The 19,920-nt window shown below is 62.4% G+C and carries 16 protein-coding genes; 9 read left to right on the top strand and 7 right to left on the bottom strand.

The window, feature by feature from the left end:
• Nucleotides 1-37 precede the first annotated feature (37 nt).
• Entirely contained in the window at nt 38-775 is a 738-nt protein-coding gene (locus JM946_RS06525) for a GntR family transcriptional regulator (protein ID WP_203166342.1), read from the bottom strand.
• A gap of 110 nt (nt 776-885) precedes the next feature.
• Entirely contained in the window at nt 886-1,659 is a 774-nt protein-coding gene (locus JM946_RS06520; protein WP_203166341.1) for an aspartate dehydrogenase, read from the bottom strand.
• Between the two features lie 113 nt (nt 1,660-1,772).
• On the opposite strand from JM946_RS06520, the gene JM946_RS06515 reads away from it, so the two are divergent.
• Genes JM946_RS06515 through JM946_RS06505 form a run of 3 tightly spaced genes read left to right on the top strand, consistent with a single transcriptional unit; the run spans nt 1,773 to nt 4,681 of the window.
• On the top strand, nt 1,773-2,723 hold the full coding sequence (locus JM946_RS06515; protein ID WP_203166340.1) for an acetaldehyde dehydrogenase (acetylating): 951 nt from the start codon (nt 1,773-1,775) through the stop codon (nt 2,721-2,723).
• Complete coding sequence (dmpG, locus tag JM946_RS06510; RefSeq protein ID WP_203166339.1) at nt 2,720-3,784, top strand: 4-hydroxy-2-oxovalerate aldolase; 1,065 nt, start codon at nt 2,720-2,722, stop codon at nt 3,782-3,784. Before JM946_RS06515 ends, dmpG begins: the two co-directional genes overlap by 4 nt.
• A 45-nt stretch (nt 3,785-3,829) precedes the next feature.
• Nucleotides 3,830-4,681: a TauD/TfdA dioxygenase family protein gene (locus JM946_RS06505; protein WP_203166338.1), complete on the top strand. Its 852-nt coding sequence runs from the start codon at nt 3,830-3,832 to the stop codon at nt 4,679-4,681.
• Nucleotides 4,682-4,748: 67 nt separating this feature from the next.
• On the opposite strand, the gene JM946_RS06500 is transcribed toward JM946_RS06505, so the two are convergent.
• Nucleotides 4,749-6,002 (bottom strand): MFS transporter, encoded by a 1,254-nt coding sequence (locus JM946_RS06500; RefSeq protein ID WP_203166337.1) that lies wholly within the window; start codon nt 6,000-6,002, stop codon nt 4,749-4,751.
• 132 nt (nt 6,003-6,134) lie between these two features.
• Nucleotides 6,135-8,405, bottom strand: coding sequence for a TonB-dependent receptor (locus tag JM946_RS06495; RefSeq protein WP_203166336.1), 2,271 nt, complete (start codon nt 8,403-8,405; stop codon nt 6,135-6,137).
• A gap of 20 nt (nt 8,406-8,425) precedes the next feature.
• On the opposite strand from JM946_RS06495, the gene JM946_RS06490 reads away from it, so the two are divergent.
• From JM946_RS06490 to JM946_RS06475, 4 genes are all read left to right on the top strand, one after another.
• Nucleotides 8,426-10,309: a tannase/feruloyl esterase family alpha/beta hydrolase gene (locus JM946_RS06490; protein ID WP_203166335.1), complete on the top strand. Its 1,884-nt coding sequence runs from the start codon at nt 8,426-8,428 to the stop codon at nt 10,307-10,309.
• Nucleotides 10,310-10,504: 195 nt separating this feature from the next.
• Entirely contained in the window at nt 10,505-10,897 is a 393-nt protein-coding gene (locus JM946_RS06485) for a VOC family protein (protein ID WP_203166334.1), read from the top strand.
• Between the two features lie 26 nt (nt 10,898-10,923).
• Entirely contained in the window at nt 10,924-11,385 is a 462-nt protein-coding gene (locus JM946_RS06480) for a hypothetical protein (protein ID WP_203166333.1), read from the top strand.
• 32 nt (nt 11,386-11,417) lie between these two features.
• Entirely contained in the window at nt 11,418-11,759 is a 342-nt protein-coding gene (locus tag JM946_RS06475) for a YciI family protein (protein WP_407700508.1), read from the top strand.
• A gap of 3 nt (nt 11,760-11,762) precedes the next feature.
• Here the strand turns inward: JM946_RS06475 and JM946_RS06470 are convergent, their stop codons facing one another.
• From JM946_RS06470 to JM946_RS06460, 3 genes are all read right to left on the bottom strand, one after another.
• Nucleotides 11,763-12,314, bottom strand: coding sequence for a prolyl hydroxylase family protein (locus JM946_RS06470; protein WP_203166331.1), 552 nt, complete (start codon nt 12,312-12,314; stop codon nt 11,763-11,765).
• A gap of 57 nt (nt 12,315-12,371) precedes the next feature.
• Nucleotides 12,372-12,686 (bottom strand): DUF7079 family protein, encoded by a 315-nt coding sequence (locus JM946_RS06465; RefSeq protein WP_456115327.1) that lies wholly within the window; start codon nt 12,684-12,686, stop codon nt 12,372-12,374.
• Nucleotides 12,687-13,098: 412 nt separating this feature from the next.
• Nucleotides 13,099-14,154 carry an SH3 domain-containing protein gene (locus tag JM946_RS06460; protein WP_203166329.1) on the bottom strand — a complete coding sequence of 352 codons (1,056 nt, stop codon included), beginning with the start codon at nt 14,152-14,154 and terminating at the stop codon, nt 13,099-13,101.
• A gap of 245 nt (nt 14,155-14,399) precedes the next feature.
• Here JM946_RS06460 and JM946_RS06455 point away from each other — a divergent pair, with 245 nt between their 5' ends.
• Nucleotides 14,400-14,864: a Cif family virulence factor gene (locus JM946_RS06455; RefSeq protein ID WP_203166328.1), complete on the top strand. Its 465-nt coding sequence runs from the start codon at nt 14,400-14,402 to the stop codon at nt 14,862-14,864.
• Between the two features lie 370 nt (nt 14,865-15,234).
• On the top strand, nt 15,235-19,893 hold the full coding sequence (gene gltB / locus JM946_RS06450; protein WP_203166327.1) for a glutamate synthase large subunit: 4,659 nt from the start codon (nt 15,235-15,237) through the stop codon (nt 19,891-19,893).
• The last annotated feature ends 27 nt before the right edge of the window (nt 19,894-19,920 follow it).

The raw sequence follows: 19,920 nt of genomic DNA, 5'->3' as shown, positions 1-19,920 counted from the left end.
TATCCCGCCTTGGCGCTGCAAGCCACCGAGGCCCTCTTTAGCCGGAGCGGCGAGTCGCCGCGGCAGCGCGTTCGGGAACGGCAGCAGCAGAAGCGGCAGCCTCTTCCTCCTGCTGAAGCTTGGCGACAATCGCCCGCCGAGCATTGGCAAGATGCTCACCCATGGCCTTCGCCGCAGCCGTGGGATTGCGCTCGACGATGGCCTCGATCAACCGATCCCACTCATGCATGCCATCCTCGAGCCGATGCGGCTCCGCCATCGCCCGCATGCGCAGATAGTTCACGCGCGTCAGCAGCTGCCGCGCCATGTCGGCAATCACCTTGCTGCCGGAGCCATTGAGAATGGTCTCGTAGAACTCGCCGGCCATGATGGCCAGCTCGCGCACGTCGCCCTTGTTGAGCACCTTGCGCAGGTCCTTGTGAATGCGCACCAGCTTCTTGATGGCATTGTCATCCGCCAGCGCCACGAAACGCTTGATCGCCAGCGTCTCGAGCATCTCGCGCATGAGATAGATGTCTTCGGCGTCCTTCGCCGAGACCACCGCGACTGTGATATTGCGCCGCTTGCCGACCTCGATGAGATTCTCGGCCTGCAGCTGACGCAACGCCTCGCGCACCGACGTACGGCTGACACCCAGCGCCTCGCACAGCTCGCGCTCGACCAGCCTCATGCCGGGCGGATACAAGCCGCGACTGATGGCGTTGCGAAGTTTGTCCAGCGCGTGCTCGCGCACCAGCGTCGGATTTTCAACGATTCTTAGATCCTGGTATTCCAAGGCCTTTCCTCAAGCTTGCTGGCCGCTGATTTTACGCCAGCTGCGCGGCGCGAAAAGAAACACCGCGCGCGAGCGGACCCGGCGGCAAAAAAATGCTGGGAATGCTGGCGTCACTGGCTGCATAGCCCGGCAATGGGCAAGGCGCCGCCGAGGCGGGCACATTGCAGGATACTGTACGCTGTCAGCGCCGAAGTTTTCGGATTATCCGCGGCCGCGCGCGCGAAAATATCGAAACGGAAATTCCCGAACGCGCCGCTCGCTTCGATACGGCCGAGCGGATCGGTGACGTTCCGTGACGACACCAAACGCACGTGCGTCGCGTCCATTCCCAAGCCGACCAGAGCGATGGCCACGCCCACGTTGACGTTCTTGGGATAGGCCAGCGCCGCCTCCCGCGCCGAACCGGCAAAGAATTCGCGCTCGGCCTCGGAATGGTTTAGATCCAGCACCTGCTCGGCCGCCGTGCCTCGCCAGGCATGCGGCGGCTTGAAAGAGGTGTAGGTCACCTCCTCCAGGCCGGCCAGCCGCGCGGCCAACAACCCGTCCAGGCCAGCGATCGCCCCGGCCGGCAGCAAGGCCCGCCCGCCACCTTGTTCCGCATCCAGCAGCTCTCGCCTGACCTCGTCGTCGGCCAGCACCCCGACAGACGAGATGATCACATCGATGCCCGCACGCAGCAGGGGCCCGGCAAATTGCTTCACCGCCGAATGCCCCGCGCATTCCAAGACGACCTGCGGACGAGCGGCGATCAGGGCCGGCAGCTCGTGAACGGCGCCAGGCGCTTCGCGCCCGGGCCGGACCAGCACTGCTTTCATGGTCCCGGTCTCGCCGAGCCTGGAAAGCGTCGTCATGATCTCGCGCCCGATGGCGCCGAAGCCGATCATCCCGAGCTGAACATTAGGTCGCATCCGCCGCCTCCGCCCGACCACCAAGTCGTATTTGATAATATTGTATGATCATACTACCTTAATGGCCTTCCTTCACCCGGACACCCGGCATGGCGAGTACAGAGCGCGTCCCAGTAGCGATCATCGGCTCCGGCAATATCGGCACGGACCTGATGATCAAGGTCCTGCGCACCAGTCGCACGCTACACATGGCGGCGATGGTCGGCGTGGATCCGCAATCGGAAGGCCTGGCGCGCGCCCAGCGATTGGGTGTTGCGACCACCTCGGCAGGCATCGACGGTTTCCTGGCCATGCCGGAATTTCAGGACGTGCGCATCGTGTTCGACGCCACTTCCGCCGGCGCGCACAAACATCACGACAGCGTGCTCCGTGCGCATGGCAAGACACTCATCGATCTGACGCCCGCCGCCATCGGTCCTTTCGTGATTCCGCCGGTCAACGGCGAGCAACATCTGGGCGCGCCCAATCTGAACATGGTGACCTGCGGCGGGCAGGCGACGATTCCCGTCGTCGCAGCGGTCGGTAAAGTCACGCCGGTGTTGTACGCGGAGATCGTCGCGTCGATCGCCAGCCGTTCCGCCGGCCCGGGTACCCGAGCAAACATTGACGAGTTCACTGAGACCACGGCACGAGCCATCGAACAGGTAGGCGGGGCGCGGCACGGTAAGGCCATTATCGTGTTGAACCCCGCCGAGCCTCCGCTGGTCATGCGCGACACCGTGTATTGCCTGACGCCACTCGCCGATGAGAGCGCCATCGAAGCCGAGGTGCAGAAGATGGTCGCCGAAGTCCAGAGCTACGTTCCCGGCTATCGCTTGAAACAACGCGTGCAGTTCGAACGCGTCGGCCCCGGCGTCAAGCTGCCGTTCAAAGACGTGGACGCCGCCTTCGTCGGTCTCAAAGTCAGCGTGTTCCTCGAAGTCGAGGGCGCGGCTCACTATCTGCCGGCCTACGCAGGGAATCTCGATATCATGACCTCCGCCGCGCTGCGCACCGCCGAGCGCGTGGCGCTCAATCTCCCTGCGGAGATCGCTGCATGAGCCCGACTAGCAAACTGTACATTCAAGATGTGACATTGCGCGATGGCATGCATGCCATCCGTCATCAGTACGGCATCGATCACGTCAAAGCGATTGCCAAAGCGCTGGACGAAGCGCGCGTCGACGCGATCGAAGTCGCACACGGCGACGGCCTCGCCGGATCGTCGTTCAACTACGGTTTCGGCAAGCACACCGACTGGGAATGGATCGAAGCCGTGGCCAGCGTGATTCAACACGCCAGGCTCACGACCCTGCTCCTGCCCGGCATCGGTACCGTGCACGATCTGCGACACGCGTTCGATCTGGGCGTCCGTTCCGTGCGCATCGCCACTCACTGCACCGAAGCGGATGTTTCTCAGCAGCACATCGAATACGCACGCAAGCTCGGCATGGACGTCTCCGGCTTCTTGATGATGAGCCACATGATTCCGCCCGAGCAGCTCGCCGCGCAGGCCAAGCTGATGGAAAGCTACGGTGCGCACTGTGTGTATGTCACCGACTCAGGCGGCGCGATGACGATGGATGACACCGCCGCGCGCTTCCAGGCATACGATCGCGTGTTGAAGCCTGAGACAGAGCGCGGCATCCACGCACATCACAATCTCAGCCTGGGCGTCGCTAACTCCATTCTGGCCGTGAAGAACGGCGCGATCCGTGTCGACGCGAGCCTCGCCGGCATGGGCGCAGGCGCCGGGAACGCGCCCTTGGAAGTCTTTATTGCCGCTGCCGATGTTTACGGATGGCAGCATGGCTGCGATCTGTTCAAGCTGATGGACGCGGCCGAAGATCTGGTTCGACCGTTGCAGGATCGACCGGTGCGCGTCGACCGGGAAACATTGACGCTCGGCTATGCCGGCGTTTATTCCTCGTTCCTGCGCCATGCGGAAAAAGCCGCGGCCATGTATGGGCTCGACACGCGCACGATCCTGGTCGAGCTCGGCCGCCGTCGCATGGTCGGCGGTCAGGAGGACATGATCACCGACGTCGCGCTCGATCTGGTGCGAGCCCGTGACGCCGCCGTCGAAGACACTGCCATCCGCGCCAACAAACTAGCGTCGTAACTCGAGTCGTAGATCAATTCAGTTCTTTTGAAGTCCGAGATGCCTATGGCCGCCAATCCGAAGCCCGCCGTCCCGCCCAGCCAGAGTTATCAGACCTTGAGGGCCGACCGGCTCACGCCGACCATCGGCGCCGTGCTTTCGGGCATCGATCTGTCGCAGCCGCTCACCGCTCAACAGATCGCAGACCTGAACCAGGCGCTGGCCGATCATCAGGTGATTTTCTTCCGCGACCAGCAGCTCGATCCGCCGTCGTTGAAGCGCGTCGGCCAGTATTTCGGCGAGTTGCAGATCCACGCACTGCAGGGGCTGCCGGATCATCCGGAAGTTCGCAAGCTGCAGGCGGACGCGAATTCCAAGCACGTCGCGGGCGAGGAATGGCACACCGACATGTCCTGCGCCACGATTCCGCCGATGGGCAGCATCCTGTATTTGCACACGCTGCCGACCATGGGCGGCGACACAGTCTTTGCCAGCATGTACGCCGCCTACGATGCGCTTTCGGATCGCATGAAGGCTTATCTCGAAGGCCTCACCGCGACTCACGACGGCAAGCTCGCGTTCGGTCGCTTCAACCCGGACGGCAAGTTCCCCGTAGCCGTGCATCCCGTGATTCGCACTCATCCGGTGACGGGCCGCAAGGTCCTGTTCGTGAACAAAGGTTTCACTGCGCGCATCAACGAAGTGCCGGAGGCGGAGAGCGCCGCGATCCTGCAGTTTCTGTTCCATCATTGCGAGAATGCGTACTTCCAGGTGCGCTTCCGCTGGGAGCCGCATTCGGTAGCGTTCTGGGACAACCGCTGCACGCAGCACCTGGCGATCTGGGATTACTACCCGCAGCTGCGCTCGGGCTTCCGCGTGCAGATCGCCGACAAGGGCGGTCCGAAAGAATCGGCGTAACGCCCGAAATCAAATGTTTGCTTGAGGCTGGCCCGGGCGAACCCCGGGCCTCTTTTTTGTGTCGAGCTCAAGTCACCGAGATCGGTCCGCCGCGAGCGCGTTCGCCGTACGGCCGCAGCATCAGCACCAACACGATTGCGAGCAGGCACAGCGGCACGCCCAGACCCAGAATGGATTTATATGAGCCGGTGTAGTCGTACACGGCGCCGAACGCCAGCGGGCTCAGGCTCATGGCCACCATCACAGCCGAGAACATCACGCCGAAGATCTGGGCGAAATTCGCCAGGCCGAAGTACCGGCTCGTCAGATACGCCAGCATGTCGACTTCCGCGCCCAGGCTCAGGCCCAGCATGATCGCCGCGACCGTGAACGCCCAGATCGGCATCGGCACCGACAATAGCCCCAGGCCTATAGCCGACAAGGAAAAGAATACGAAGGCGATGCGTCGCGCGTCGTAGCGATCGACCAGAAATCCAATCAGCAGACGCCCGCCGAACGCGGCCCAGCCGAATGCCGACGCCAGCCACGACGCCTGATTCACCGGCACGCCGCGATCCTGGAGCATCGGCACCATGTGCGGGATCAAGCCGTACAGCACGAACGCGAGCCCGGCGAAGATCACGATCAAGCTCCAGAAGTCACGTCGCTGCATGGCTTGATTCAGCGAATCGCCAGTCGCGGCTGGATGCGCGGCGGCCTCGTCGGACGCTGCTCCATCCGGGTGCAAGCCGACCGTCTGCGGCCTCTCATGCAACAGAAACACGACCATCGGCAGCGTGAACAACAGCATGATCAAACCGAGCCCGAAGTAACCGCCCCGCCAGCCGAAGTGTGAAACCAACTGTTCGGTGACGAGCGGCACGTAACCGAAGCCCAGGCCTGTGCCGCTGCCGGCAATACCGATCGCCAATCCGCGCCGACGGTCGAACCACGCCGTCAACACTCGCATGTAAGGCACGCTGTTGGTCCCCACGGCGATCGTGCCCATCGCCACATACAGCGCGATGAACTGCCAGTAATTTGAAATCATCGACGCCGCCAGGAAACACAGGCCGAACACCACGATGGACGGCACCAGCACCTTCTTCACGCCGAAGCGATCCACCAGCCGGCCCATGAACGGCAGGGAAAAGGCCGTACACAGCATCATCACCGACACGGCAGTGCTGATGGCCGTGCGGCTCCAGCCAAATTCCTCGCCGAGCGGCCCGCCCAGCAGAAACAACGACGCCAGCCCGAAGGCTGCCGGCCCGGTAGAAATGCCCAGCAGGCATACCACCACGGTCAGCCAGCCTCGCAAGAAGATTTTCTGCTCAGTCATGCACGAAGACGCAGGCACGGCCCGATGCTGGATCGCCACAGCGCCACGTTCATCGGTTGTAACGCGGCTGGCAATAGATAAACGAACGGCGGCCACCCCTCGTGGGAGTGGCCGCCGCATTTTCCCGTCGGATTAGAAACGAGTCGAGACTCGCACACCTGCGGTCATGGGCCGTGCGGTGTACACGCGATAACCGTCACCCGTCACGCGCAAGCCGAGATCCGGCACTTCGTCGGTGACGTTCTCGACGAAGACGCTGGTGTCCCATGCGCCGTAACGCACGCCGAAGCGCACGCCCATCAGGAAGTAGTTGTCCAGCTCCTGATAGTTGGTCGCGCCGAACGAGCGGTTGAACGCGGTGTACGAGACGCTGCGGTAGTTGAAGTTGGTGCTCGCATAGCCGGTCACGTCGGACGAGAAAGGAATCTCGTACTGCGCCGAGCCTGCGAATGCCCACTTCGGGCTATACGGAATGCGGTCGCCTTCGAAGCCGTATGGCGGTTGTGTCGGATTCGGGTCCTGTTCCGTCGGCGGCGGAATCGGCGGCACGGGCATGTCTTCGGACAGACGAGAATCGGTGTACGTCGCGCCGATGCTCAGAGTGAGCGTGTCCGTGGGCTGCGCATTGATCTGCAGCTCCACACCGTTGACGAAGCTCTTACCCGCGTTGCCGATGTACGCAAAGATGGCGTTCGGATCCTGCAATGAGATCTGCTGATCCGACCAGTCGATGCGATACACCGACAATTCGGTGTACAGCGCGCGATCGAACATGTAGCTCTTCACGCCCAACTCGTAGTTCCACAGCGTGTCCGAATCGTACTTCGCCGGTACGGACACGCCGCGCGCGGCGGCCGAGCGCCAATCGTTCACGCCGCCAGGACGGAAGCCCGAAGCGATACGCGCGTAGAAGGTCGTATCGTCGGTGGCCGCATACGACAATGCGAAGTTGTAGCTGATTTCGTCCTCGCTGACCGTTTCAGCCAGCAGCACTCGTGGCTCCGCCTGCGGCGGCCGAGCCAGCTCCTGCGTCTCGATCTTGCCTTCGAAGATGTCTGCGTCGTAGTAGCGAACGCCGAGCGTGCCCGTCCACTTTTCCGAGAACTTGTACTCGACTTCGGAGAACAGCGCGAGCTGATCGATGTTGGTCTCGACGAGCGCCGAATTGATGTCGGTGGAGGCGAAGCCGTTGGCGACGCAGTCGTTGTGAAAGCGGCAGGTAGCGACACCGCTATCGTCGAACACCAGCAGCGCGGCATTCTGACTATCGGCTTCGAGCTCCGCATAGAACGCACCCGCCACGAACTGCAGCGGCCCATCGAAAGTCGAGGCGAAACGCACTTCCGAGGACCAGTTGGATATCTCCTGGCCCTGGTGATACGCGAGATCGAACGGCACGCCGAAGAAGCGCGCGGTCGGCGTGCTGTCACGAGAGAAGTACAGCTCGCGATCCATGTACGAGGTGGTCGCGGTGAACACACCGAAGCCGGTGGTGTAATCCGCCACCAGGCTGAACAGCCGGGTCTCGTCCTCGAACGGCTCGAGCGTGGGAGAAATATTCTGATAATCGGGCTGGCCGAACTCGAAATATTGCGAGCCGTCGGCCTCGCTCTCCTGATACAAACCGGTGGCCGTGACCTTGAGCGCATCGGTCACTTGCGAGGCCAGGATCAGCCGGCCGCCCCAGATGCTGTGATCGTTCACGTTCTCGGCGTAGCCGGCCGAGCTGGTCTGGTCGATGTAACCGCCGCCGGAATCGCCCCACACCACCGCGCGCGCGCCCAGTTTGTCCTGGATCAGCGGCACGTTGGCCATGAACTCGCCTTGATACAGCTCGTTGCCGTCCTTGACGCTGGCGGCCGAGCCGCTGAACCCAAACGAGCTCCGTGACAGATCTGGTTTGTTGGTGATGAAGCGCACCGTGCCGCTCATCGAGCCCGCGCCGAACAGCGTGCCCTGCGGACCCTTGAGCACTTCGACGCGCTCCATGTCGTGCAGTTGAATGTTGGGCTGATTGTCGCTGCCGCCGTCGAGACCGAGGCCGGTGATCACGGCTTCGTCGAAATACAGGCCCACGGTGGGCTTGCCGGACGAGGAGATGCCGCGGACGATGATCTGGTTGTCACCCACGCCGCGGTTGTTGACCTGGATGGACGGATCCAAGCGCGTGAAGCTCTCCAACGAGAACGCCTGGCTTTCGCGAATCGCATCGCCGCTCACCGCCGCGATGGCGGCCGGGGTGTCCTTCATGGTCGTTTCGCGCTTGGTGGCGGTAACGACGATCTCCTCCACGACCGGCTCCTGCGCATTGACGGCCGGCACCGTCGCGGCCGCTGCCAGCGCCACGGCCTGGCTCATCCGCAGGGCGAACCCGCCAACCGACCGGGTAGTGCTGAATCTCATGCAAGCTCCTCAAAAGTTAAGTGATCCCTTGCGGCATCACGATCCCCACACGCGTCAACTTCCGATACTGCGTCCCAGGCAACCTGGGCAATGCAACTTGCATACCACCATTCGAACCGATAATACGATGGTATTTTTGTATGATGTATGACGATCATAGAGAGGCAGGCCGTAATAATTCAAGCCTGATTCACGCCGGGAACGCGGCGAAGATGGTGCACAGGCGCACAGTTCATGCACCGTCATCGCGCTTACGCCGGCCCGGCGAAAAGAATTCTCAACTTTGCCCGTCGAGAGGAAAGCCCGTGCAGTCCACGATGAAAATCCTTGTCCATGTCCTGTTCTCCGTGGCGCCACTTGCTGCGAGCGGTGGCGCGTACGCATCGCAGCCAGCTGCTCCGGTGGCGGCGCTCGATGCTCAGATCGGCGGCGCGATGCAATGCGAGCGGCTGGTCGAGGAAGATTTTAAGAACAGTTTCGAAGCGCCGCTGTCCGTGCTTTCGGCAAGGATGGTGCCGGCCGGCGACGGAACCGGAGAGTATTGCGCGGTCAACGGATATATCCAGCCGCAGATTCAGTTCGAGGTGCGACTGCCGAGCAAGAGCTGGAACGGCCGCTATTTTCAGGTGGGCTGCGGCGGTTTCTGCGGCGTGATCAACATCAACAACTGCGCCGACGCGCTCGCGGCCAACTTCGTCGTCGCCGCTCACAACATGGGGCACGTCGGGCACGCGATCAAAGATCCCATCTGGGGAAGCGATCCTGCGCTTCGCGAAGATTACGCTGGCCGTTCCACGCATTTGATGTCCGTTGCCGGTAAGGCACTGGCCGAACGTTACTATGGCAAGCGGCCGGCGCGCTCATATTTTCGCGGCTGTTCCACCGGCGGTCGTGAAGGTCTTACAGAGGCGCAGCGCTATCCCGAGGATTTCGACGGCATCATCGCGGGCGATCCCGCCTTCCCTGGCCGCTTGGGGGCGATCGCCAACAATTGGGATGCTCAGAAGCTGCTGCGCGACGATGGCTCCGAAGTGTTCACGCCCGCAAAGCTCGCCGTGCTGAACGCAGGCGTGATGAAGGCGTGTGACAAACTCGACGGGCTCGTCGATGGGATTCTCACCGATCCGCGCGCATGCAAGTTCGATCCGGTCAGGCTTCAGTGCAAGAAAGACGATGGCCCCGATTGCTTGACGGCCGAACAGGTCGCAAGCGCCAAGGCTCTGTACAGTGGACCGGTCAACAGTCGCGGCGAGAAACTGATGCCTGGCGCCACGCCCTATGGCAGCGAGCTCTCCTGGAGTGGCGCGGGCCGCCGTTCGCTCGCCGAAGGCTATTTGCGTTATCTCGCGTTCCCGACCAATCCGCCGGCCGATTACAACTATCGCACTTTCGACTTCGACACCGACGTAGCCAAGACCGAACAGATGGCGCGTTTGTATGATCCCGTCGCTCCGTTCGAAGCGCCCGATCTGCGTAAGTTCGAGCAGCGCGGCGGCAAACTCATCGTTTATCACGGCTGGGCCGACGCCGGCGTGTCGCCGATGGCGCTGCTCGATTACTACGCTCACGTGACATCGCGGCAGGGCGGCGGCGAGAAAGTGCGCGAGTGGTTCCGCGTGTTCATGGTGCCAGGCATGTTCCATTGCCGCGGCGGCGACGCGCCGAATACATTCGACTTGCTGCCGGAGATCGTGAAGTGGGTCGAAAAGGGCCAGGCGCCCGATCGTGTCGTCGCCACACAGAACGGCCCGCAAGGGGTGGTTCGCACCCGGCCTTTGTTCCCCTACCCCGCTTACGCGAAGTACACGGGCAAGGGTGATGTGAACGATGCGGCGAATTGGGTGAGCGCGTCGCCGAAGAAGGAGCCGGATGACCGGTTGGATTGGATTCGGGCGCCGAGGTAGTAGCCGCGCTTTTCATCTGCCCAGGCGCGTGCAATCGCACGTCGCCTCGGCGGCTTCAGCGAAGCACCATGGGAAGTTCAGGGAAGGATCGCCCCGCCAGCACGGTCCATGTTCGGCCGCCTCGAGTGCTATCATCCCGCTCATCACAACAGGGCGAACCAGAGCCCGACATCGGGACCTTCGAGGGGCGAAGACATGTTCAATCACGTCATGATCGGGTCGAATGACATCGAGCGCTCGAAGCGCTTCTACGACGCTGTGCTCGGATTGCTGGGGGCGCGTGAACCGCTGCGAAACGTCTCAACTACCGGTCACATCCGACTTTTCTATCGACACGACGGCAGCACCTTTTGTATCAGCCAGCCGATCAACGATGAGCCGGCGACGTTTGCAAACGGCGGAACCATCGGCTTCAAGTGCAACTCGCCGGAGCAAGTCAAAGAATTCCACGACACAGCACTCGCCCACGGCGGCACTTCCATCGAAGACCCGCCGGGACTGCGCGAGGGCAGCTTGGGCCCCATGCATCTGGCCTATGTTCGCGATCCCGACGGGCACAAGCTCTGCGCGATCTATCGCGTGAAATAGGATCGTTGAGCTCGGGAGCCCGCGCCATGAAACGCCATCTCCTGCTGGCCGGCGCGGTCGTTGCGTGCTGCGCGGGTGTGGCTTGGAGCGCCACGGCGATTCCCGATGACCCCATCGAATACAGCGGCTGCATCAGGTGGGGTTTCGAAGAGGCGTTCTTCGTGCCGTTACCCAACACTTCGTATGAGAAATGGTGGATTACGGCTGTTCCCGATGATTTTGCAGAGATGATGACCGGAATACCGGGCGACGGTCATAGCCGAGTCATGTTTGCTCGCGTGTACGCCACGGTTGGCCCCGAGGGCCGCTACGGTCATCTTGGAATGGGTAGCCGGGAAATCGCCATCGGCGCCATCGTCGAGCTGCGGCAGTTCGAAGCGGCGGACGGAAGTTGCGCAATGTGGACACCGCCGCCGCCAGTACCACCGCCAGAGGCCAACACACGGCGGGTTCCGACACGCAACGACAAAGCATCGATGCTCGCGTGACAACCGTCATCGATTCTCAAGGAAATATCATCATGGCCAAATACCTGATCTCCTTTCCCAGCGCCGCCATGGTCGTGCCCGACGGCGAGTGGGATGCGGTAGTCCACGACGCCCATGCCGTGATCGAAGAAGCGAAGGTCGCTGGTGTCTACGTCTTCGGCGGCGGCATCGACGAAAGCGTGGCGCCCGTGCTCGTCTCGGCTGACGGCTCGTTCGCCGAGGGCGGCTATCCATGGGCGCCCCAGCTGAATGGCGGCTTCACCATCCTCGAAGTGCCCTCGCGCGACGAGGCAGTCGCATGGGCTGCGCGGATCGCAAAGGCATGCCGTTGCGCCCAGGAACTGCGCGTCTTCCAATACGACCCGGCGTCGTGATGCTCAAATCTGCTTCCAGCCGCTGTACATGACATCGGAGCGAAGCACGTATTTGATTCCGCTGGTGACCTCGGCGCCCTGGTGCAGGAGCTCGTGCTCGAACAGCAGCGCCATGCCCGGTTTGCCGACGACCGATACGGACTCGAAACGCGTCTCGCCTCCTTGGTACTCCTGGTTCAGATAGATCATGAACGTGAGCCTGCTCAGCTCCCCGTTCGGGCGGATGAAGGAGCCATCGAAGTGCCAGTCGAACCGCTGGCCGGGAGTGTATCGATAGTACCGAAAGCGCTCGTTGAGCCCTCGCACGCGCGTGCCTAGCGTGCGAGGCACGAATTTTCGCACTCGACTCCAAAGCCGTCGCGCGAGATCGAAGTCATCCTCGATCGCTCGATCGTTGTTCCGCATGTCTTTGTCCAGCCGCGGCCCATCGATCGCGTCCACGGTGGCGGCATGAAAACCTCGCCGTTCGGCACGCGCGATCAGCTGGCGGCATTCATCCGCGCCGAGGACGTCACTGATTGTGAAGATGCCGGGTGCAAGGGCCTGCTTTTCCATCGCGGCCACCTGATATGTCGATGAACGTCTGGGGGTCGGCCCAGCATACGCGTCGAGTCAGCCCGGGCGCGGCCGATCGAGAGATATATTGAGGGCCGCCTGGTTGCGGATCTGCTCGATCTTGGTCCGCACTTCCTGCCATGTGCCGCCGGCGATATGCATGGTTCGCTTTCTGCGCCGCCACGCCCTGTCTCTGGACTCGACATGGGCCATGGCTTTCAATATTTCCTGCTCCAGCCAGCTCGGATCGAATCCCGCCCACTCGCCTGCAACGCTTTCCAGGTTCGAGAACAAGACAGGACCGACCTCGAACACACAGATCTCGTCCAGTTGTTCCACCGAGTACGGAAGTTGCGCGAGTGAGCGCGCCAGGTATTCGGTTGATTTCCGTGTCGAGCCAGAGATCCGATAGAAGCACCCACGCTTCTCGTCGACGACTCAGCTCGTGCCTGGAGGTTGGATCGCTCAAGAGCGATGACGGAGCAGAACCATCGCTCCGTGAGCTCCAGATCCGTGCCAGCAAATTACGCATACTCACGCTCAGCTAAGCGCACTGACCATGACGTCGTAACCGTCCGGATCGCGCAACGCGAACTCTCTGGTTCCGCTGGCGGGGTTCACTGTAGCTCCCCTCTCCCATTGGTGGCGACCAAGCAGGACGGTTCCGTTCGTATCAACGATCTGTCGCTGTTCCAACAGTAGCCAAGGAGCAAATCAACCACAGAGCAGAAATAAAAAAGCCGGGCGGAATCTTATCCCGCCCGGCTTCGCTCCGTAGCGCGCGTCAGCGCGTCACCAAAACCTTTTTGACCCAGCCGCCGCCGTTGCTGGATTCGATCTTCAGGTAGCCGTCTTGTTCCTCGCCCATGAAGATCATCTCTTCACCCTTGGCGAGGGTCGCGACGGTGGGTGACGAATCGCTGGCGGAGGCGTAGACCTTCAGGTTGCCGAGCTTCGGCACGATGGTATCGCCTTCGTTGAAGACGGCGCCGCCCTTGGTCTTCCTGCCCGCCTCTTCGGCGAGCGTGCCCACATCGCGCTGCAGGCTCGGCTGGCTGCGAACCGAGCGCACGATGTTGTTGTAGTTGTCCATGAGGCTGGCGGCGATCACTTTGCCTTCGTTGGTCTTGGTGTAGCCGCCGAGCGCGCCGGCTGCGCCGCCGCCGAAGGCCAATCCGCCGAGCTTCAGGTCGGCTTTTTTCGAGCTGCCTTCAGCGGACGCGACCTGAACGCCGGTGCGCGAATCGGTGACCAGCATGCTGGTCTGAGCTTCCTTGAACTTCAAACCGCCGGCGACCGCGCCGAGCACGCGCCCGCTGGAACCGGGAAGCAAGCCGCCGAGCGCGCCACCCATGCCGCCGGCATCGTTCTCCGAAAACACCACAGCAGGTGTGAGCACGAAGTCGGCGCTGACCATCTGGCCGCCGCCCATGTTCGAATTCTGGCGCAGCTCGCCCGACTCCTGCAGCGCTCGTTCCTGCATCATGTTCTGCATGCCGATGCCGCGCTCCACGACGATGAAACAGTTCGACTGCTGCACCATCATGCGGATCAAACCGGTGGGCGACTGCAGGCCGTAACGCGACAGCGACTGCGACACGTAGTCCTGCGGCTCGACCACAGCGATCGCGCCCATCGGCTTATCGCAATGTTCCAGGCCGTTGGCGCCCTGCGAGCCGCCGGGACCGGCCGAACCCTGAATCTCGCTGCCGCCCTGGCCTTTCTTCTGGCCCAACAAGCCTTGCGCGCCCGCCGCGAGCGGCAGACTCAGCAACAACGCGGCGGCCACGCGCACGCCCGACGATTTCACCCCTGAAACATGGGCAGATACCGACTTCATAAAATCCTCCCAACGGATGTGCACACAGGCGCGCGCGCCGCACCGACGCTACGTAATGCTTTATTCATGGCCAGTTGCAGCTGTCGGGCGTCGATCGATCTGAGCATGCACCCGGAAGCGGGTCAAGCGCACAGATCCTGACGCGCGGCGTTGCCTGCAGTCGTGGCGGTCCAGCATAGTCATCGAATGTTCCAGCCCGCTTCGCGGCTGGTAAATGCAACTTCAGTACACTGCCCCAGGCCTGCATGCGCATTCAGCGAACCGTTTCCCAGATCAACGTATTTGCGTTGCTGTTCATGTCACTAGGCCTGCTCGCTGCATGCGGGGACGCAGATTCACCCGAGCAGCAGGTGCGGGCGGTCATCGAACAGATGGAGCTGGCCGCGGAGAACCGGGATGTCGGCGACGTGATGGAGCATGTGTCCGAGGACTATCGCGGCGCCGACGGGATGGGGCCCGAAGAGGTGGCCCGTTACCTGCGCGGCTACTTCATCGCCAATCAGTCGATTCATTTGCTCACGCGCATCGAGGATCTGACCTTCCCGAGCGAAGGCGAAGCGCGTGCGCAGGTGCTGGTCGGAATGGTCGGTCGCGACGCGGCCGCCACCAGGCAATGGGACCTCGCGGCCGACCTGCATACCTTCAGGATCGCCCTGCGCCGCGAGGCCGGCGACTGGAAAGTGACCTTCGTCCAGGTCATGCGCAAATAACCGCCACGGTACTTGCCTTTCGCGCCGCATTGACGCAGGGACCTCACTCTGTAATATGGCTGGCATTCCTTCGGGTTGTATTCAACGCGCTTGTCCGCGTCGAGGCCCTGGCCGGCCTTACGCGCTGCCAACCTTCGCGAATCAGCCCTACTGAATCAAAGACTTAGACCGTGATCGCGGTGCTCGACACCGAGGATCTGACGCCGCGCGCCGCGGCGACGGTCCCGCGCCGGAGCGCCTCTTGGGATGCAGTGCTGTCGCTGCCAGATTCCTGGAGGGATCCGAAGTGCGGCCCTGACCATGCGCGTCGCTCACGTCGACAGGCATGGACAGGTGCGATTTTCCCGACGATGGTTAACGGTAGGCCAACATGAGAAACGGCACTGAAGGGGCCTCCAAGGAAGAGGCTGTGAATGAGGTTGCCCTGACGAAGGGGCGCACCACCCGTCCAGGCAAGCAGGGTCTGTACGATCCCGCTTACGAGCATGACGCTTGCGGCGTCGGCTTCGTCGTAGACATTAAAGGCCGAAAATCGCACAAGATTTTGCAACAGGGCCTGCAGGTCCTGACCAATCTGGATCACCGCGGCGCCTGCGGCGCGGAAACCAATACTGGCGACGGTGCCGGTGTGCTGATTCAGATGCCCCATCAGTTCCTGGTGGCGGCGGCAAAGAAATCGCGCATCGAGTTGCCCGAGCCCGAGCACTACGGCTGCGGCATCGTGTTCCTGCCGCGCAATCCGACGCTGCGTCGGCGCATCGAAGAGCGCTTCGAGCAGATCGTGCAGTCCGAAGGTCAGACTGTCCTCGGCTGGCGCACGGTGCCGACCAACAACTCCTCGCTCGGCGATACGGCGAAGTCGTGCGAGCCGTATATGCGGCAGGTGTTCATCGGCCGCAATCCGGCATTGCCGGATGCGCTCGCGTTCGAGCGCAAGCTGTATGTGATTCGCAAGCGCGCCTACAGCGAGATCCGCACTTCGACCATGGAGGGCGCAGCCTCGTGGTATGTCGCGAGCCTTTCTTATAAGACGCTCGTCTACAAAGGCATGCTGCTGACCGAGCAGCTCGGACCCTACTTCCCGGATCTGCAGGATCCGAGCATGGAGACTGCGATCGCGCTGGTGCATTCGCGTTTCAGCACCAACACGTTCCCGAGCTGGGATCGGGCGCACCCGTATCGCTATGTCGCTCACAACGGCGAGATCAACACCGTGCGCGGCAACGCCAACTGGATGCACGCTCGCGAAGCGCTGTTCCAGTCCGAAGCGTTCGGCGAAGACATGCCGCAGATCCTGCCCATCATCAATCCGAACGGCAGCGACTCGGCGATGTTCGACAACACGCTGGAGCTGCTGGTGCTGGCCGGCCGCTCGCTGCCGCACGCCATGATGATGATGATTCCCGAGCCCTGGTCGAATCACCAGACCATGGACGACGCCAAGCGCGCGTTCTATCAATATCACTCGTCGCTGATGGAGCCGTGGGACGGCCCGGCCGCGATCGCGTTCACCGACGGCAAGCAGATCGGCGCGCTGCTCGATCGCAACGGGCTGCGTCCGTCGCGTTATTACGTGACCAAGGATGGCCTGGTGGTGATGGCGTCCGAAGCCGGCGTGCTCGAGATCGCGCCCGAGAACGTGCTGATCAAGGGCCGGCTGCAGCCCGGTCGCATGTTCCTGGTGGACACCGAGCAGGGTCGCATCATCGAAGACGATGAGATCAAGAAGACCATCACCACCGAGCGTCCGTATCGCCAGTGGCTGAACGATCATCTGGTGCACATCAACGATCTGCCGCCCGCGCCGGAAGTGCCGGCGCCGGATCACGATACGCTGCTGCAACGTCAGGTCGCGTTCGGCTACACGTTCGAAGACGAGCGCATCATCCTCGCGCCGATGGCACAGAATGGTGTGGAAGCCGTCGGTTCCATGGGCAACGACACGCCGCTGGCGGTGCTGTCCAACAAGCCGCGCCTGCTGTACGACTATTTCAAGCAGCTGTTCGCGCAAGTCACCAACCCCCCCATCGACAGCATCCGTGAAGAGATCATCACTTCGGCGGAAACGCGCCTGGGCTCGGAAGGCAACCTGCTGAACCCGCAGCCGGCCGACTGTCGTCGCCTGGAACTGAAGTGGCCGATTCTCACCAACGAGGAATTCGCCAAGGTGCGCCGGATGGATCTGCCGAATCTGCGCGTTGGCGTGCTGCCAAGCCTGTTCCGCGTGACTCGCGGCGAAAAGGGCCTGGTGAAGTCGATGGAAGAAATCCGGCTGATGGCCCGCCGCATGATCGAGGAAGAGGAAGTGAACGTCCTGATCCTCAGCGATCGCGGTGTGAACAAAGAGTTCGCGCCCATTCCGGCGCTGCTCGCGGTCGCCGGCCTGCATCACTACTTGATTCGCGAAGGCCTGCGCACGCGCGTCAGCCTCGTGATCGAAACCGGTGAAGCGCGCGAAGTGCATCACTTCGCGTTGCTGATCGGCTATGGCGTGAGCGCGATCAATCCATACGTCGCGTTCGAGACCATCGACAGCATGATCCGCGACGAGCGCCTGACCAACATCGATCACAAGACCGCCTGCAAGAACCTGGTGAAGGCCGCGACCAAGGGCATCATCAAGGTGATGGCGAAGATGGGCATTTCCGCCATCCAGAGCTATCGCGGCGCGCAGGTGTTCGAAGCCGTCGGTCTGCGTCAGGATGTGATCGACGAGTACTTCACCTGGACGGCCTCGCGCGTCGGCGGCATCGGCATGGACGTGATCGCGCAGGAAGTGCTGGTGCGTCACCGCGCCGCGTTCCCCGAGCGCCCCACCGATCGTCACACGCTGCCGGTCGGCGGCCAGTATCAGTGGCGCGCGGATGGCGAATATCACCTGTTCAATCCCGAGTCGATCCATCGGCTGCAGAAGTCGGTCCGCAACGACAACTTCAACCAGTTCAAGGAATACTCGCGGCTGGTCAACGAGCAGGCCACCAACCTGTGCACCTTGCGCGGCCTGCTGGACTTCAAGTTCGGCGACGCCATTCCGCTCGAGGAAGTCGAGCCGATCGAGAACATCATGAAGCGCTTCAAGACCGGCGCGATGTCTTACGGCTCGATCAGCCAGGAAGCGCACGAGACACTGGCGATTGCCATGAATCGTATCGGTGGCAAGAGCAACACCGGCGAAGGCGGCGAGGACCCGGCGCGCTTCAAGCCGCTGCCCAACGGCGATTCGAAGAACTCGGCGATCAAGCAGGTCGCGTCGGGCCGCTTCGGCGTGACCAGCGAATATCTGGTCAGCGCCAACGAGATTCAGATCAAGATGGCGCAGGGCGCGAAGCCCGGTGAAGGCGGCCAGCTGCCTGGCACCAAGGTGTATCCGTGGATCGCCAAGACCCGTCACACCACTGCCGGCGTCGGTTTGATTTCGCCGCCGCCGCATCATGACATCTACTCGATCGAAGATCTGGCCGAGCTGATTCATGACCTGAAGAACGCGAACCGTCACGCCCGCATCAGCGTCAAGCTGGTGGCGGAAGTGGGCGTTGGCACCGTTGCGGCTGGCGTCGCCAAAGCGCACGCCGATGTCGTGCTGGTCAGCGGTCACGATGGTGGCACCGGCGCGTCGCCGGTAACGTCACTTGCTCATGCCGGTCTGCCGTGGGAACTCGGTCTCGCCGAGACTCACCAGACGCTGGTGATGAACAATCTGCGCAGCCGTATCGCTGTCGAGACTGACGGTCAGCTGAAGACGGGTCGCGACGTCATCGTCGCCGCTCTGCTGGGCGCTGAAGAATTCGGCTTCGCCACGGCGCCGCTGGTGGCGACGGGTTGCATCATGATGCGGGTGTGTCACTTGAACACCTGCCCCGCCGGCATCGCGACTCAGGATCCGCGTCTGCGCGAGAAGTTCGCGGGCAAGCCGGAGCACGTCGTGAATTTCATGCGCTTCATCGCCATGGAAATGCGCGAGCTCATGGCACAGCTCGGCTTCCGCACCGTCGACGAGATGATCGGCCGCGTCGATCGTCTTGAGCCACGCAAGGCTGTGAATCACTGGAAGGCCAAGGGCCTGGACTTCAGCAACCTGCTGTATCAGCCGGAGTCGGGCGAGAACACGCCGCGGTTCAAGCAGATGGAGCAGGATCACGGGCTGGAAAAGTCGCTCGACATGACTCACCTGCTGGAGCTCTGCAAGCCGGCGATCGAGCGTGGCGAGAAGGTCGTGGCCGAGTTGCCGATTCGCAACGTGAATCGCGTGGTCGGCACCATCACGGGCAGCGAAGTCACTCGCAAGTACGGCTCGGCCGGGCTGCCCGAGGACAAGATCCAGATTCGCTTCAAGGGTTCGGCGGGCCAAAGCTTCGGCGCGTTCCTGCCGCGTGGCATGACCTTCTATCTGGAAGGCGACGCCAACGACTATCTCGGCAAGGGCTTGTCGGGCGGCAAGCTGATCCTGTTCCCGCCGGCCGGTTCGACCTTCAAGTCGTACGAGAACATCATCATCGGCAACGTCGCGCTGTACGGTGCGACCAGCGGTGAGGCGTACATCGGCGGCATGGCGGGCGAGCGCTTCTGCGTTCGTAACAGCGGCGTGCACGCTGTCGTCGAAGCAGTTGGCGATCACGGCTGCGAGTACATGACCGGTGGACGCGTCATCGTGCTCGGCCCCGCCGGTCGTAACTTCGGCGCGGGCATGTCCGGTGGCGTCGCGTATGTGCTCGACGAGCACGGCGACTTCCACACCAAGGTCAACAAGGAAATGGTCGATGTCGGCCCGCTGGAAGAGCCGGAGGAAATCGCGGCCGTCGGCGCGATGATCGAGCGCCATTATGGCTACACCAAGAGCGGCCGCGCCCGACAGGTGCTCGACAACTGGAATGACATGGTAAAGAAATTCGTGCGCGTGCTGCCGCGAGACTACAAGCGCATGCTGGCTTGTATCCAGCGCGCCCACGAACAAGGCCTCACCGGTGACGACGCCATCATGGTGGCGTTCGAAGAGAACGCCAAGGACACGGCGCGCGTGGGAGGTAACTGATGAAGAGCCAGGCCATTGCGACTGCCT

Origin of the sequence: Steroidobacter gossypii (assembly GCF_016801985.1) — a bacterium.
Classification (GTDB): Bacteria; Pseudomonadota; Gammaproteobacteria; order Steroidobacterales; family Steroidobacteraceae; genus Steroidobacter; species Steroidobacter gossypii.
The sequence above is the reverse complement of the archived record's forward strand: the minus strand, read 5'-3'. Positions and strand labels throughout refer to the sequence as shown.

Excerpts from the sequence above, each read along its gene's own strand:
- JM946_RS06460 (WP_203166329.1), bottom strand. The coding sequence starts at position 14,154 with ATGAAGTCGGTATCTGCCCATGTTTCAGGGGTGAAATCGTCGGGCGTG.
- JM946_RS06455 (WP_203166328.1), top strand. The coding sequence starts at position 14,400 with ATGCGCATTCAGCGAACCGTTTCCCAGATCAACGTATTTGCGTTGCTG.
- dmpG (WP_203166339.1), top strand. The coding sequence starts at position 2,720 with ATGAGCCCGACTAGCAAACTGTACATTCAAGATGTGACATTGCGCGAT.
- JM946_RS06505 (WP_203166338.1), top strand. The coding sequence starts at position 3,830 with ATGGCCGCCAATCCGAAGCCCGCCGTCCCGCCCAGCCAGAGTTATCAG.
- JM946_RS06480 (WP_203166333.1), top strand. The coding sequence starts at position 10,924 with ATGAAACGCCATCTCCTGCTGGCCGGCGCGGTCGTTGCGTGCTGCGCG.
- JM946_RS06475 (WP_407700508.1), top strand. The coding sequence starts at position 11,418 with ATGGCCAAATACCTGATCTCCTTTCCCAGCGCCGCCATGGTCGTGCCC.
- JM946_RS06470 (WP_203166331.1), bottom strand. The coding sequence starts at position 12,314 with ATGGAAAAGCAGGCCCTTGCACCCGGCATCTTCACAATCAGTGACGTC.
- JM946_RS06500 (WP_203166337.1), bottom strand. The coding sequence starts at position 6,002 with ATGACTGAGCAGAAAATCTTCTTGCGAGGCTGGCTGACCGTGGTGGTA.
- JM946_RS06485 (WP_203166334.1), top strand. The coding sequence starts at position 10,505 with ATGTTCAATCACGTCATGATCGGGTCGAATGACATCGAGCGCTCGAAG.
- JM946_RS06515 (WP_203166340.1), top strand. The coding sequence starts at position 1,773 with ATGGCGAGTACAGAGCGCGTCCCAGTAGCGATCATCGGCTCCGGCAAT.
- gltB (WP_203166327.1), top strand. The coding sequence starts at position 15,235 with ATGAGAAACGGCACTGAAGGGGCCTCCAAGGAAGAGGCTGTGAATGAG.
- JM946_RS06520 (WP_203166341.1), bottom strand. The coding sequence starts at position 1,659 with ATGATCGGCTTCGGCGCCATCGGGCGCGAGATCATGACGACGCTTTCC.
- JM946_RS06495 (WP_203166336.1), bottom strand. The coding sequence starts at position 8,405 with ATGAGATTCAGCACTACCCGGTCGGTTGGCGGGTTCGCCCTGCGGATG.